General features: G+C 55.1%; 12 protein-coding genes. 5 read left to right on the forward strand and 7 right to left on the reverse strand.

Features of this window, described 5'->3' with window-relative positions; all coding sequences use genetic code 11:
• Positions 1 to 5: 5 nt before the first annotated feature.
• From kdpB to ACNSOI_RS10190, 5 genes are all read right to left on the reverse strand, one after another.
• Positions 6 to 2024 (reverse strand): potassium-transporting ATPase subunit KdpB, encoded by a 2019-nt coding sequence (kdpB, locus tag ACNSOI_RS10170; protein ID WP_416376912.1) that lies wholly within the window; start codon positions 2022 to 2024, stop codon positions 6 to 8.
• Positions 2025 to 2037: 13 nt separating this feature from the next.
• A complete protein-coding gene (kdpA, locus tag ACNSOI_RS10175) occupies positions 2038 to 3750 on the reverse strand; it encodes a potassium-transporting ATPase subunit KdpA (RefSeq protein WP_152438169.1) in 1713 nt (570 codons plus the stop codon).
• 79 nt (positions 3751 to 3829) lie between these two features.
• Positions 3830 to 3943, reverse strand: a complete 114-nt coding sequence (kdpF, locus tag ACNSOI_RS10180; RefSeq protein WP_152438170.1) for a K(+)-transporting ATPase subunit F — start codon at positions 3941 to 3943, stop codon at positions 3830 to 3832.
• Positions 3944 to 4247: 304 nt separating this feature from the next.
• A complete protein-coding gene (locus ACNSOI_RS10185; RefSeq protein WP_152438171.1) occupies positions 4248 to 5615 on the reverse strand; it encodes a TrkH family potassium uptake protein in 1368 nt (455 codons plus the stop codon).
• A complete protein-coding gene (locus ACNSOI_RS10190) occupies positions 5612 to 6265 on the reverse strand; it encodes a potassium channel family protein (RefSeq protein WP_152438172.1) in 654 nt (217 codons plus the stop codon). The genes ACNSOI_RS10185 and ACNSOI_RS10190 overlap by 4 nt, the downstream gene beginning before the upstream one ends.
• A gap of 192 nt (positions 6266 to 6457) precedes the next feature.
• Here ACNSOI_RS10190 and ACNSOI_RS10195 point away from each other — a divergent pair, with 192 nt between their 5' ends.
• From ACNSOI_RS10195 to ACNSOI_RS10205, 3 genes are all read left to right on the forward strand, one after another.
• Positions 6458 to 6799, forward strand: coding sequence for a hypothetical protein (locus ACNSOI_RS10195; protein WP_152438173.1), 342 nt, complete (start codon positions 6458 to 6460; stop codon positions 6797 to 6799).
• Positions 6799 to 8259 (forward strand): TrkH family potassium uptake protein, encoded by a 1461-nt coding sequence (locus ACNSOI_RS10200; RefSeq protein ID WP_228715526.1) that lies wholly within the window; start codon positions 6799 to 6801, stop codon positions 8257 to 8259. The genes ACNSOI_RS10195 and ACNSOI_RS10200 overlap by 1 nt, the downstream gene beginning before the upstream one ends.
• An 85-nt stretch (positions 8260 to 8344) precedes the next feature.
• The gene (locus ACNSOI_RS10205; RefSeq protein WP_420193949.1) at positions 8345 to 9169 is read left to right on the forward strand and encodes a MipA/OmpV family protein; all 825 of its coding nucleotides are present in this window, start codon (positions 8345 to 8347) and stop codon (positions 9167 to 9169) included.
• 142 nt (positions 9170 to 9311) lie between these two features.
• Here the strand turns inward: ACNSOI_RS10205 and ACNSOI_RS10210 are convergent, their stop codons facing one another.
• On the reverse strand, positions 9312 to 10181 hold the full coding sequence (locus tag ACNSOI_RS10210; RefSeq protein WP_138437453.1) for a LysR family transcriptional regulator: 870 nt from the start codon (positions 10179 to 10181) through the stop codon (positions 9312 to 9314).
• 159 nt (positions 10182 to 10340) lie between these two features.
• Between ACNSOI_RS10210 and ACNSOI_RS10215 the strand changes: the two genes are divergently transcribed.
• Both ACNSOI_RS10215 and fghA read left to right on the forward strand, forming a co-directional pair.
• The gene (locus ACNSOI_RS10215) at positions 10341 to 11459 is read left to right on the forward strand and encodes an S-(hydroxymethyl)glutathione dehydrogenase/class III alcohol dehydrogenase (RefSeq protein WP_420195717.1); all 1119 of its coding nucleotides are present in this window, start codon (positions 10341 to 10343) and stop codon (positions 11457 to 11459) included.
• 47 nt (positions 11460 to 11506) lie between these two features.
• Positions 11507 to 12352, forward strand: coding sequence for an S-formylglutathione hydrolase (gene fghA, locus ACNSOI_RS10220; protein ID WP_420193950.1), 846 nt, complete (start codon positions 11507 to 11509; stop codon positions 12350 to 12352).
• A gap of 141 nt (positions 12353 to 12493) precedes the next feature.
• On the opposite strand, the gene ACNSOI_RS10225 is transcribed toward fghA, so the two are convergent.
• Positions 12494 to 13534, reverse strand: a complete 1041-nt coding sequence (locus ACNSOI_RS10225) for a zinc-binding alcohol dehydrogenase family protein (RefSeq protein WP_420193951.1) — start codon at positions 13532 to 13534, stop codon at positions 12494 to 12496.
• Between the last annotated feature and the right edge of the window lie 170 nt (positions 13535 to 13704).

Below are 13704 nucleotides of genomic sequence, written 5' to 3' on the forward strand. Positions count from 1 at the left end.
TCTCCTCAGATAACCACGGTGAGCATCAGATCCAGGGCCTTGATGGCCGCGAACGGCAGCAGCAGGCCTCCCAGTCCGAAGATCAGAAGGTTACGACGCAACAGCTGGGTTGCAGTTGCCGGTTTGAATTGCACGCCTTTCAGGGCGAAGGGGATCAAAGCCGGGATAATCAATGCGTTGAAGATGGTGGCGGCCAACACCGCGCTCATCGGGCTTTCAAGATCAAGCACGTTCAGGGCATCCAGGGCCGGCAGGCTGGTGACAAACAGCGCTGGCAGGATTGCGAAGTACTTGGCGACGTCGTTAGCCAGGGAGAAGGTGGTTAACGAACCCCGGGTTATCAGCAATTGCTTGCCAATTTCAACCACAGCGAGCAATTTCCCGGGGTCGGAATCGAGATCCACCATGTTGCCGGCTTCCCTCGCTGCCTGCGTGCCCGAGTTCATGGCCAGGCCAAGATCCGCCTGAGCCAGGGCAGGGGCGTCATTGGTGCCATCCCCCATCATGGCCACCATGCGGCCCTCCGCCTGTTCCTTGCGAATGATATCGAGCTTCTGCTCCGGTGTGGCTTCGGCGATGAAATCATCCACACCCGCTTCGGCGGCAATCGCCGCAGCAGTTATCGGGTTGTCACCGGTAATCATCACCGTCTTTACACCCATGTCCCGAAGCTTGGCGAAACGCTCCTTGATGCCGGACTTGATTACATCCGACAGGGCAATCACACCGAGTACCCGATTACCTTCAGCAACCACCAGTGGAGTGGCGCCGTTCTTGGCGACCCGGTCAACCAGAGTGTCTGTTTCCTGGGGGTAGTTGCCGCCGTTCTCCGTGACAAATTTTCGAATGGCATCCGTTGCGCCCTTGCGGAGAATCCGCCCATCCGGCAGGTCCACACCGGACATGCGGGTGTTGGCAGAGAACGCAATGAATTCCGTGCCCTCGGCTGCCTCGGCGTCTGAGCCCTTGTCCCGAGCCAGAGCGACAACGGATTTGCCCTCGGGGGTGGGATCTGCCAGAGACGTGAGCAGTGCGGCATCCCTAAGGGTACCCGGTGCCACGCCCCGAACCGGTTCGAATGCAGTTGCCTTTCGATCGCCCAGGGTGATGGTGCCGGTTTTATCGAGCAAAAGTGTGTCGATAGAGCCTGCCACTTCCACCGCTTTACCGGACTTGGCAATCACGTTGGCGCGCATGGCACGATCCATACCGGCAATGCCGATGGCCGGCAGCAGGCCCCCGATGGTCGTCGGTATCAGGCACACCAACAGGGCCACCAGAACCGAATAGGAGGGTGTGGCGCCGACAAATCCGCCAAAGGGCACCAAAGTCACCACTACAATCAAGAACACCAGGGTCATGGCGGCCAGCAGCACTGACAGCGCCAGCTCATTGGGTGTCTTCTGGCGCTTTGCGCCTTCCACCAGGGCGATCATGCGGTCCAGCAGTGAATTGCCCGGGTCGACGGTTACTTCGATCACGATCTCATCCGACAACACTTTGGTGCCCGCGCTGACACCGCTGTTGTCGGTACCTGCTTCCCGAAGCACCGGCGCAGATTCACCAGTGACCGCCGACTCATTGATAGTCGCGGCGCCTTTCACAATCTCGCCATCAGCCGGGATCAGTTCGTTCGGTTTTACCAGCACCCGGTCACCCTTCCGAAGGTCTGTGGCGGCCACGTCCTTGTGTTGCTCGCCATCGAGTTTGCGGGCTTTCAGGTCTTTCCTGGTTGCCCGGAGCGCACCCGCCTGAGCTTTGCCGCGAGCTTCCGCGACAGACTCGGCGCCATTGGCGAAGAGCACCGTGAACAACAGGATCGCGCTGATGGCGAAATCCATACCAGCCGGGGCGCCCTGGGCGAGATGGCTCAGGCCCAGCAAAAACGTAACTACCGTTCCGATACCGACGACCATCATGACCGGGTTACGGGCCAGATCCTTCGGCGTCAGCCGCCTGATGGATTGGCCGACAACTGTGCCCAGATCAAGTGAGTCAGTCATTTTGGGGGTTCTTTTGGACATCATCATTCTCCACTCAGGACATCAGAGCCAGGGCTTCAGCGATCGGGCCGAGAATCAGCACCGGCATAAAGCTCAGCAGGGTAAACATCACAATCACCGCCAGGGTCATCAGCCCGAAGGTGGGCGTGTCGATGCTCAGGCTGCCGCGACCTTCAGGAGCGGAACGCTTGGCCGCGAGCGAGGCCGCGATGGCCAGGGGCGCCAGGATTGGAATGAAACGACCGAGGGCGAGGTTGACTGCACATGTCACGTTCCACCACACGGTGTCGTCGCCGAGGCCTTCAAAGCCGGAGCCATTGTTGGCAAAGGCTGAGGTGTACTCGTATATCACCTGGCTGATGCCGTGGAAGCCCGGATTGGAGTTGCCGGTCAACGCCGGGAAGGCAACGGTAATGGCGCTGAAACCAAGGATCAGGAGGGGCTGGATCAGCAGAGCGATACAGACCAGTTTCATTTCCCGGGTTTCCAGCGCCTTACCGGCAATTTCCGGTGCCCGGCCAATCATCAGTGAGCCAAGGAAGGCCGCCAACAGAAGGAAGAGCAGGTAGCCGATCAGACCCACGCCGATACCACCAAAGGTGACATTGATGAACATGTCGATCATCGGAACCATGCCGCCAATGGGGTTAAAGCTGTCGTGCATGCCGTTGACCGACCCGTTCGAGGTCTGGGTGGTCCAGCTGCCCCAGAGTGCGGTTGCGGTGGCACCAAACCGGACTTCTTTGCCTTCCAGGTTCTCACCGTCTGCCGCAAGTCCAGAGAAGGCGGCGTTAGGCTGGTTTTCGGACCATATCGCCACCGACGTCAGCGACACCGACATCACCACCATCACGCCCATTACCACCATGGCCAGGCGCCGCCGGCCGGTCATGAACCCGAGCGCAAACACCAGGGCGGCGGGAATCAGCACGAGAGCGACTGTCTGGACAAAGTTGCTCAAGGGTGTCGGGTTTTCCAGGGGAACACTGGAGTTGGGGCCGTACCAGCCACCGCCGTTGGTGCCTACCTGCTTTATGGCCACCATTGGCGCCACCGGACCGATCGGAATGTTCTGCTCTTCCATACCAGCGGTCTGGTCCAGCGGAATGGCCGTACGGGCACCCTCGTAGCTGTTCGGCACGCCCTGGGAGGCAATGATCAATGCCACCACCGCAGCGACCGGCAACATGACGCGAAAAATGGCCCGGGTGATGTCCTCGTAGAAGTTGCCCACAGAGACAACACCATCGACGGCCGGTTGTTTCTTCTTGTCTGAACGGCCCAGAAGCGTGCGCACAATCGCCACCAACACCGCCATGCCGGCCGCAGGTGTGACCACCTGAAGCGTCACGATGCCAAAGGTGTGCGCCAGGTAGCTGAGCTGCGCCTGCCCGGAATAGTGCTGCTGGTTGGTATTGGTCAGGAACGAGACTGCCGTATGAAGCGCCAGATCCCAGCTCATGCCGTCGATACCGTCCGGATTCAGAAACAGAAAGCCCTGGGCCATCAGCAGGCCGAAGACGATTAGAACCAGAGCAAGGTGCAGTTTCAGCAACGCCTTGCCGTAACCCTGCCAGCTCATAGGCTGGGAAGGGTCTACACCAAACAGTCGATACAGACCATTTTCCACCGGCAAAAAGACGGCGCCTGCCGTCCCCCTGGCGCCGCCGAAAACGCCTGCGATGTACTTACCCAAGGGCCACGCCAAAAGAAGCGTGACCGCGTAAATTACAATGACCTCGTTCACAGCCGTTCCTCCAGATCAATGAACAGGAAACACAGGCCAAACAGCCCCAAAATCACGCCAATACCGATCAGTGCCATGGTCAGAACCTCTCGGGCCGGAGCAGGGCGGCAACCAGGTAGCCGCCGACTGCAACAGAAACAAGTAACAGGAAAATAGACACGCTCAATCTCCTTCTGTGAGTTCGCACTTCCATGGTGCGGGGGCAGAGCGTAAAAATTCGATGACCAAAACGGGGGCGGGCGTAAAAAAAGCGTTAAAAATAGGGCTCTCTCCCCTTCGATAACGTTCGGAAAGGTAGACTTTGCGCAACAATGGGTCGCTATTTAGAGGTAGGTGTTCAATGCTTTTGCTGTCTCGAAGTTCCCATTACTCGCTATCGAGTTGGCGCCACATGTGAGGGTGCTGCTGTTTAGCTTTCTGGCTCTGGTGCTGGGAGGATGTGATCAGCCGACGAATCTCATCAAGTTGAGTGGCTGGGCACAGGGGGCGGTTTCTGATCAACCCACCGGGAACTCGGTTTTCGCATAGCGAACATGGGATTTACGTCGTACTGTCAGGGTATAACCCAAGGTAAGCGGGCCAAGGCGACCGATTAGCATGATTGCCATGACGACCAACTGGCCGGCGGTGCCGAGTTCGCCCGTCGTACCCCGTGAAAGACCAACGGTGCCGAACGCGGAAACCACCTCAAACGCGATGTCCAGAAATTCATCCTCAACCAGGATGCTCAGTGAAATTACGCCGAGGAAGACCACCGCCATCCCGATGGTGGCTGTGGCGAGGGCTTTGAGTACGGTCTCGCTGCTGAGGGAGCGTTTGAAGAAGCTGACATTCAGATTGCCCCGCAAAAACGAACGGGTTGCGGCAAGAACAATGACGAAAGTCGAAATTTTGATACCACTGGACGTGGAGTTCGGGGCACCACCGATGAACATTAGAAGCAGCATCAGCACACTGGTGCCGGCGGTTAACGATCCAATATCGAGAGTGTTGAAGCCTGCGGTTCGTGGTGTCACTCCTTGAAACCAGGCGGCGAGGAGCTTGTCCCAGAAACTATCCAGTGCACCAAGAGTGGCTGGATTGCCAAATTCCAGGATAAGGATGGCGCCGGTGGCGAACAGGTTCAGAAGCAAGGTGGCTAGTAGTATGACTTTGACGTAAACCGACAACCGCGACCAGCAGCGCTTATCCAAGAGCTCCATGATGACGATGTAGCCCAGACCGCCTGTGATAAACAGGGCCGTTACCGACAGACTTATGCCTGGATGGTCGACATAGGTAGAGAGGCTGTCTGGCGACAAGGCGAAGCCGGCATTGTTAAACGCTGAAATCGTGTAGAACAAGGCCTGGTAAAAACCCTCTGACCACCCCAATTCCGGGACGAAAAATAGACCGAGTAATACAACGCCGATGGCTTCAGCCGTCAAAGCAAATACGGCTATCGACACAGCGGCTCGTCTGGCTGTCTGAAGTGAGATTTCGTTGAACGCTTCCTGAGCAACCAGTTGGTGCTGCAGTCGTAACTTGAAGCCCAAAGCGAGAGCCGTGAGCACTGCGAAGGTCATCAAACCCAGCCCACCCAGCTGGATCAGAGCCAGTATCACCAGCTGTCCAAACAGGGTGTACTGGCTGCCAGTATCTACAACCACAAGACCGGTCACGGTCACCGCCGAGGTTGCCGTGAAGGCAGCCTCCATCCAGGTGACCTGCTCAACCGTTGCCACGGGAAGTTTGAGCAAACACGCCCCAAGCGCAATGAGGACAAGAAATGACTCAAGCAGCAGTCGGGGAGGGTTGATGCCCCGTTTGCCGGGGGTATTTCCCTTGGTCTGGTGGGAGACCAGATCCAGAAAATGGATTTTCATAAACGGTTGACCAGATCCCTCAAGTCTTCGAGTTGGCCGCCTAGGACTATCCTGTCGCCCTTTTTAATCTTCCAAGTATGATCCGGATGAGGGTGGGCTTCTTTCATTCGCTTCACAATCAGTGCTACTACCGGTTCTCCGTTAATCACTTCTCCAATGGTCTTATCGACGAGGTCTGCTGTGGTATGGAAGTCCACGATAAAATAGTCATCGTCGAGACCCAGGTAATCGTGAACCATCGGATAGTTCAATTCCTGGGAGATCCGCACCCCCATCTCATACTCGGGTGCAATTATGCGGTCGGCTCCAAGTCTCTCCAGAATCCGGTGATGCTGATTCGTCAGCGCTTTCGCCCAGACTTTTTTTACCCCAAGCTCCCGGAGCTGCAATGTGGCCAGCATGGTGGCTTCGACGTTCCTGCCGATGGCGACAACAGCCGCATCATAGCTGCCGGCGTTCAATTCAATAAGAGAGTTTTCGTCGGTGACATCGGCGATCACCGCGTGGGTAATCTCTTCTGCCAGTCGGTCTACACGCTGTTCATCCGAATCGATACCAAGTACTTCGTGTCCAAGGCGCGTTAACTCGCGCGCAATGGTTGCTCCAAAAACGCCAAGGCCAATAACAATAAACTGTTGTTTCTCAATCATGGCTGTCAATCCGGTATCGGTAGAATGTGTCAGGAAGCCGCGACCAAAATTTTCTCATGAAGCAGCCACGGTCGCTCCAACTATGCCGTAAAAAAACCGTAAAAATTTGCTTTTGGCCGTCCTCATTTTTCTCGGGATGTGATCTCCTTATGCCGTCTAATGGACAGCCGGGCAGGGCGGGACTTTTAGCTAATGAAATTCTATCGGTTAAAACCGGAACTCCTTGGTCATATCGTAGTCGCGTTGGCTTGGCTTGGTTTTTTGGCAGCGGCGAACAGTCAAGCTCCTCAGCCAGTGACGTCCATCTTTCCTTACTTGGCGCCCGTGGTTTTTTTTGCTTGGGTATACGGTGCCAAATGGGGATTTTTCTTTGCCGTAATTTCAACTATCGCAGCGCTTCCCGGTGACTATATTGATACCCACACCAAAGCCGAATTACTCTATGCTGCTTTATCTACTTATTCTCAGTTAACAGGAGCTGTCATAGGCTGTGTGCTGGCAAAAATGATACGTGAACGGTCTGGGCGATCCTGATGCTGCCTCTGTTAAATATCCTTCCAGTTATCCAAATACTCGGTTTCCTACTGATTTTGCTCAGTTTACTGATGACGCTGCCAGTAAATCTCCTAATGTTCGGTGATACACCGGATTGGCTGGCTTTCGTGAAGTCCGCCAGTATCTGTTGCGCTGTTGGCCTGTTATGTTTTTTTGGAGCGGGCGGAAAACGCCGCCATGCCCTAAAACAAAGGCAAATGTTTATCCTGACCGTATCTGCCTGGATTTTTATTCCATTATTCTCAAGCCTGCCGTTATTGTTGAGTGATCTTGACCTGAGTATTACAGACGCATTCTTCGAAAGCATCTCTGGCGTGACAACCACGGGCTCTACGGTAATGAGTGGGTTAGACCACCTCCCGGGAGACATTCTGCTCTGGCGATCGATCATGCAATGGATGGGAGGTATCGGCATCATTGGCATGGCCGTAGCGATTCTTCCATTTCTCCGAATTGGTGGTATGCGGCTGTTCGCTACGGAATCTTCAGAGTGGACGGAGAAAGCCGTGCCGCGCACGAACCGTCTTGCGAGGGGGCTGGTTGCCAGTTATCTGGTGCTGACATTTGGCTGCATCCTAACATACTGGGCCTTGGGCATGGATCTATTCAACGCAGTGAACCATGCCCTGACAACCGTATCCACCGGCGGCTATTCCACATCAGATAGCTCGATGGGGCAGTTTGACCAACTTTCGATACTCTTTGCTGCGAGTATTTTCATGATGCTCGGCGGTATTCCATTTTTCCTGTTCGTCAGACTATTGAACGGGCAAGTTCAGCCGTTACTGCGCGATCAGCAAATTCACTTTTTCCTAAAGTTCCTGTTTCTGATTGCAGCCGTTATTGCCGTATACCGCATCTGGAATGACGGAACGTTTCCACTGGATGCGTTTGTGCACGCGCTATTCAATGTGACATCGGTTGTAACGACAACGGGCTACGCTTCTCAGGATTATTCGCTATGGGGACCTCTGGTCGTGGTCCTGTTTTTCTTTCTTACGTTTGTGGGTGGCTGTTCCGGTTCAACAAGTGGTGGCATGAAGATCTTCCGGTTCCAGCTATCCATGCTGCTACTGCGGGAGCAGGTATCCAGATTGCTCCACCCAAGAGCGGTTATAGCAAGGCATTACAACGGGCGGATCATCAGTGATGAAATCGTGGCGTCCAGCGTAGCGTTCTCATTTATATTCCTGGCAACGTTAGCGGTAGTGGCAGCAGTTCTTGCCGCATTGGGCCTTGACCTCGTAACCAGTTTGACGGGGGCGGCGACGGCACTCGCAAACGTGGGGCCCGGCCTTGGTGACACCATCGGCCCTGCGGGTAATTTTCAACCATTACCAGATGCGGCAAAGTGGGTGTTGATGGTTGCCATGCTTTTAGGACGATTGGAGTTGCTGAGCGTGTTCGTGATGTTCTCACCGCAATTTTGGCGAAGCTAGAGTAAGCTGTGTGTGAGGTACCATCAATAATCCATGGCGATGGGTTAGTCGTACTATCACCATCTACTTGCTAGGCGACAAAACAATGAAAAAACTAACCCTTCAAATCGCCGCATTTCTTAGCGCTCTTTCTTGTTTTGGATCAGTAAATGCGGCTGAGTCGAGAACTGCTCTCGTTCCACTGCCTTCCATTGACGATTTTACAAATGGCGATGGTTGGGGTTTTGGGCTTGGGTTTGGCGTTGAGTATGAGACTGCCTACGAGGGGTCCGACGAATTTGAATTTGAGGTCGACCCAGCGGGTGGTGTTCAGTACCGGACCGGCGATCACCTGTTTTTCTGGGCAGGTGAAGCAATTGGCTGGCGGACACTGGTAAAGGATACCTGGTTGTTTCAATCATCCATCGGCTACGAAGAAGGCCGTGAAGAAAGTGACTCAGACGATGGCAGACTGGACGGTTTAGGCGATTCACGTTCCGGAGTCACCGTGCTGCTGGAAGTGCGCCATGCGCTGACGGAAGACTGGCGTTACTTTCTGGATGGCCGGGTCTTAACAGGTGAGGTCGGTACACTGGGGATTTTGGGAGCAGGAACCTGCCTGGCCTGCAAGCCCGACGGTACTGGCTGGGAAGTGGGTGCGGTTGTTACGTTCCACGATGGCAAGCTTGCCAACCGTGACTTTGGCGTGACCACACAACAGTCCATAGATTCCGGCCTACTGGCAACCGATGTTGATAGCGGGTACAGATCAACAGGGTTCAATGTTAGCTACCGTAATTACTTGCACAAGAACTGGCAGATCTTCGGTGAGGCTCTTTACGAAGCCTTTGGGAGTGAGGTTTCAGACAGCCCGATCACGCGCAACAATTACGAGGCGGAGATTGGTATTGGCTTCATTTATGTTTTCTAGTTTTGGCTGAGGGAGGCGTAAACGATTCTGTTCGTCTTGCAAAAGCGACATCCGGGTCTATATTGGATTTAACATAATATACATTATGCGCAGTTGTGCATGAACTGGAATCGCATAAAGAATACCCCGCTGCTGTCCGGCGCTATGCGAGCGATTCTGCAAAAAAATCCAGAAGCATGCGCACCTTCGGCGACAGATGACGGTTATGGGGATACACCGCCCAGATACCGTCATCGTCTTCCTGGTAATGGGTAAGCACCGGAATCAACAGCCTGGAATCCAGAGCGTTCTGAACGTAGTAATCCGGTAGTTGAACAATACCAATGCCCTTGAGGGCGGCATCAAGCAGTGCCCTGCCACTGTCGCAGCGGATGTTCCCCGTTACCCGCACGTTGCGCGGCTGGCCCGCTTCCTGGAAGCGCCAGTAATCCAGGTTTCCCAACAGGCAGTTGTGGTTCGCCAGTTCGGACAACGAGTGGGGCGTGCCTTGCGTGGCGAGATAATCCGGCGAGGCACACACGTATAGGGTTCGCGATGCCAGGCGTCGGGCCATCAGGGTCGAATCCTCCAGCTTACCCATGCGAACAGCCAGATCGTATCCTTCAGCCACCAGGTCCAGCGTCTGGTTGGTAAGCTTCATGTCCACGTCGAGTTCGGGGTATCGCAAAACAAAGTCGTTGACCAACGGAGCAATGGATTTCTCTCCATAGGTCACCGGCGCAGTCAGCCTCAGCCTGCCTCGCGGGACCAGCTGCATGTTGGTAATAGAGCGCTCGGCCTGCTCCAGGGCGTCGAGTACCTGCCGGCAGTGCTGGTAAAAGATCTGTCCGGCCTCGGTTACCGACACCCGGCGTGTGGTGCGGTAGAACAACCGGGTCGATAGGCGGGCCTCTAGGGCACTGACCTGGCGGCTGACCTGTGCCGTCGACACGTCCAGTCGCTTCGCGGCACGCGTGAAACTCTCGGTTTCGGCAACCGCCACAAACTCGTTTATCCCTTCCCAGCGATACATGGTTTTCCCCGTTTGCTTTGCACCACCCGATTATTGCACACACGTAAAGGTGATTTGATAAAAACAGAGATTATCAATCAAAGAGCCATAAATACAATATGGGCTTCGTTTGGGCGTCCCGCCCTTCCTGAATAATCAATGGAGAACGTTATGGCTGAGATAATCAAATCAAAAGCAGCAATTGCCTGGGGCCCGGGTCAGCCACTGTCGGTTGAAGAGGTGGACGTGATGCCCCCGAAAGCAGGGGAAGTACGGATAAAAGTGATCGCAACCGGTGTATGCCACACCGATGCGTTTACCCTCTCGGGTGAGGATCCCGAGGGCAACTTTCCAGCAATCCTTGGCCATGAGGGGGGCGGCATTGTAGAGGCGATTGGTGAAGGCGTTACCAGTGTTGCCGTCGGCGATCATGTGATTCCTTTGTATACCCCCGAATGTGGCGAGTGCAAATTCTGCCTGTCCGGCAAAACCAACCTGTGCGGGAAAATCCGCGAAACCCAGGGCAAGGGGCTGATGCCCGACGGCACCAGCCGCTTCTACAAGGACGGACAGCCAATCTATCACTACATGGGTTGCTCGACCTTCTCCGAGTACACCGTTCTGCCGGAGATTTCGCTGGCGAAGGTCAACAAGGAAGCCCCGCTGGAAGAGGTGTGCCTGCTCGGCTGCGGCGTAACCACCGGCATGGGCGCGGTCATGAATACCGCCAAGGTGGAAGAAGGTGCTACGGTGGCCATTTTCGGTCTCGGCGGCATCGGCCTGTCTGCGATTATTGGTGCGACCATGGCCAAGGCGAGTCGAATCATCGCCATCGATATCAATGACAGCAAGTTCGACCTGGCACAACAGCTTGGTGCAACCGACTGCATCAATCCCAAAGACTATGACAAGCCGATTCAGGAAGTGATCGTTGAACTGACTGACGGTGGCGTGGACTATTCCTTCGAATGCATCGGGAACGTCGATGTCATGCGGTCCGCACTGGAATGTTGCCACAAGGGATGGGGCGAGTCGGTCATTATTGGCGTTGCCGGGGCAGGCCAGGAAATTTCCACCCGCCCGTTCCAGCTCGTGACCGGTCGCGTCTGGAAAGGCTCCGCCTTCGGAGGGGTCAAAGGCCGTTCCGAGCTGCCTGGTATTGTCGAGCGTTACCTGCAGGGTGAATTCAAGCTTAATGATTTCATCACCCACACCATGGGGCTTGATGACATCAACGAGGCCTTCGAGCTGATGCATGAGGGCAAGAGCATCCGCAGCGTTATTCATTTCGACAAGTAATCGCGACGGCCACCTGCCCCGCAGGTGGCCGACCGATGGAGGTCCCGATGACAATCGAAAACCTGAGCAGCAACAAGAGCTTCGGTGGCTGGCACAAGCAGTACAGTCACCGTTCTGAAACTCTGGGTTGCACAATGCGATTTGCGATTTACCTTCCGCCAGGAGTAGCCAACGGGGAAAAAGTACCGGTGCTCTATTGGCTGTCCGGCCTGACCTGTACCGATGAAAACTTCATGCAGAAAGCCGGCGCCCATCGTGTGGCCGCGGAATTGGGCATGGCTATCGTGGCACCGGACACCAGCCCCCGCGGCGATGACGTTGCCGACGATGAAAGCTACGATCTTGGCCAGGGCGCTGGCTTCTACGTGAACGCTACCGAAAGCCCATGGCATCCCAACTACCGCATGTACGACTATGTGCTGAATGAGCTGCCTGCACTGATCGAATCTGTTTTCCCGGTAACGGATCAACGCTCGATTGCAGGTCATTCAATGGGTGGTCATGGTGCCCTCGTTCTGGCTCTGCGCAACCCTGAAAGATACCGGTCCGTATCGGCCTTCAGCCCGATCAGCAATCCGGTAAATTGCCCATGGGGCAAGAAAGCCTTCACTGCGTACCTGGGCAAGGACACCGCGCGTTGGGCCCAATACGACGCCAGCCTGCTGATGCGGGATGCAACACAGTTCGTTCCGGCACTGGTCGATCAGGGCGAAGCGGATAATTTCCTGACTGAGCAGCTTCAGCCAGAGGCGCTTGAGGCCGCGGCCAGCATCAGCAATTACCCGCTGGAGCTCAATTTCCGGGAGGGCTACGACCACAGCTACTTCTTTATTGCGAGTTTTATCGAGGAGCATTTGCGATTTCATGGCGGGCATCTTGGGTGTCATGTCTGATCTGGCCCCGGATTGCAGGGGCCGTCAATTGACGGTCCCGGTCCGGGTTATGGCATAGCAACCGAACCCAATCACTACACCCCAGAAGTGCCGAAAACAGATTGTTGGTAATTTGACCTGCCCCCAGCAGGGCGAGGCCCGTCAGGCAAAACCCTCCAGCACAATCTTGCCAACGGCGGTTCCTGATTCCAGTTCGGCGTGTGCGGCACGTAGATTCTCAGCGTTGATCGCTCCGAGGTGCTTCCCTGCAGTTGTGCGGATGAAGCCTTGATCTACAAGCCGTGAGACCTCATTCAACAAGTCGTGCTGAACCTGCATATCATCCGCCTGGTGCATTGAGCGGGCGAACATGAATTCAATGTGCAATGACAGACTCTTCGGCTTGATCTTCATTACATCCAGACTTGCAGGATCGTCGATCATGGCAATCTTTCCAAACGGCCTAAGCACCGCCACATAATCGTCGAAGTATTGATCTGTGGCGTTAAGACTGGCCACATGGGTTACAGAACCAATTTTGCCGGCAGACACCAGTGTTTCGATCTGGGGCTGCAAGGGTTCACGGTGATTCAAAACAAAATCCGCACCCAATGATTCAACCCAGGCCTTCGATTCCGGGCGAGATGCCGTAGCGAGTACTTTTGCGCCTGTCAGCTGTTTGATCAATTGAACTAGAATTGAACCCACGCCTCCTGCGGCGCCAATCACAAGTACCACATCGTCGCTTGGAGTGATGGACCCAGCCAACTGTCGCTCAAGTTGCAGGTGGTCAAACAGCATTTCCCATGCTGTTATCGTGGTCAGGGGCAACGCCGCAGCATCGGCGTCGGACAGGCTGGCAGGCTTCCGACCAACCAGACGCTCATCGACAACCTGGTATTCAGCGTTGCTGCCCTGACGGGTAACGTCACCGGCATAAAATACGGTGTCACCTTCTTTGAAGAGTGAAGCGTCCTCGCCTATTGCCACTACCTCTCCAACGGCATCCCATCCAAGTACTTTGATCTGGCCTGGTTCGGGCTCTGCCTGCTGGCGTACCTTGAAGTCAACGGGGTTCACGGCGATGGCTTTGACTCTGACCAACAGGTCCCGGCCTTTTGCGACGGGACGTTCCATCTCAACATTTTGCAGCGCATCAGGGTTTTCGATAGGAAGAGATTCCCGATATCCAACAGCTTTCATTATCTGTCTCCGCAATGATTTTCGAGTAGCGCACAGTATGGTCGCCGTTTACATTCGGGTAAACGGGAAAATTTGTTAAACATATTCAAAGAATTTTTGAAAATGAGTCTTGATGATCTGATCGTGGTTTTGAGGAACGCCAGCAATGAGGCTGTTGAGGGATGACCTGC

Source organism: Marinobacter sp. GH_1, from assembly GCF_048595985.1.
Lineage (GTDB): Bacteria > Pseudomonadota > Gammaproteobacteria > Pseudomonadales > Oleiphilaceae > Marinobacter > Marinobacter shengliensis.

What these genes read in the sequence shown, in the direction of transcription:
- kdpB (WP_416376912.1), bottom strand. Translation starts at nt 2,024, where the DNA reads ATGTCCAAAAGAACCCCCAAAATGACTGACTCACTTGATCTGGGCACA.
- kdpF (WP_152438170.1), bottom strand. Translation starts at nt 3,943, where the DNA reads ATGGAAGTGCGAACTCACAGAAGGAGATTGAGCGTGTCTATTTTCCTG.
- ACNSOI_RS10185 (WP_152438171.1), bottom strand. Translation starts at nt 5,615, where the DNA reads ATGAAAATCCATTTTCTGGATCTGGTCTCCCACCAGACCAAGGGAAAT.
- ACNSOI_RS10190 (WP_152438172.1), bottom strand. Translation starts at nt 6,265, where the DNA reads ATGATTGAGAAACAACAGTTTATTGTTATTGGCCTTGGCGTTTTTGGA.
- ACNSOI_RS10195 (WP_152438173.1), top strand. Translation starts at nt 6,458, where the DNA reads ATGAAATTCTATCGGTTAAAACCGGAACTCCTTGGTCATATCGTAGTC.
- ACNSOI_RS10200 (WP_228715526.1), top strand. Translation starts at nt 6,799, where the DNA reads ATGCTGCCTCTGTTAAATATCCTTCCAGTTATCCAAATACTCGGTTTC.
- ACNSOI_RS10205 (WP_420193949.1), top strand. Translation starts at nt 8,345, where the DNA reads ATGAAAAAACTAACCCTTCAAATCGCCGCATTTCTTAGCGCTCTTTCT.
- ACNSOI_RS10210 (WP_138437453.1), bottom strand. Translation starts at nt 10,181, where the DNA reads ATGTATCGCTGGGAAGGGATAAACGAGTTTGTGGCGGTTGCCGAAACC.
- fghA (WP_420193950.1), top strand. Translation starts at nt 11,507, where the DNA reads ATGACAATCGAAAACCTGAGCAGCAACAAGAGCTTCGGTGGCTGGCAC.
- ACNSOI_RS10225 (WP_420193951.1), bottom strand. Translation starts at nt 13,534, where the DNA reads ATGAAAGCTGTTGGATATCGGGAATCTCTTCCTATCGAAAACCCTGAT.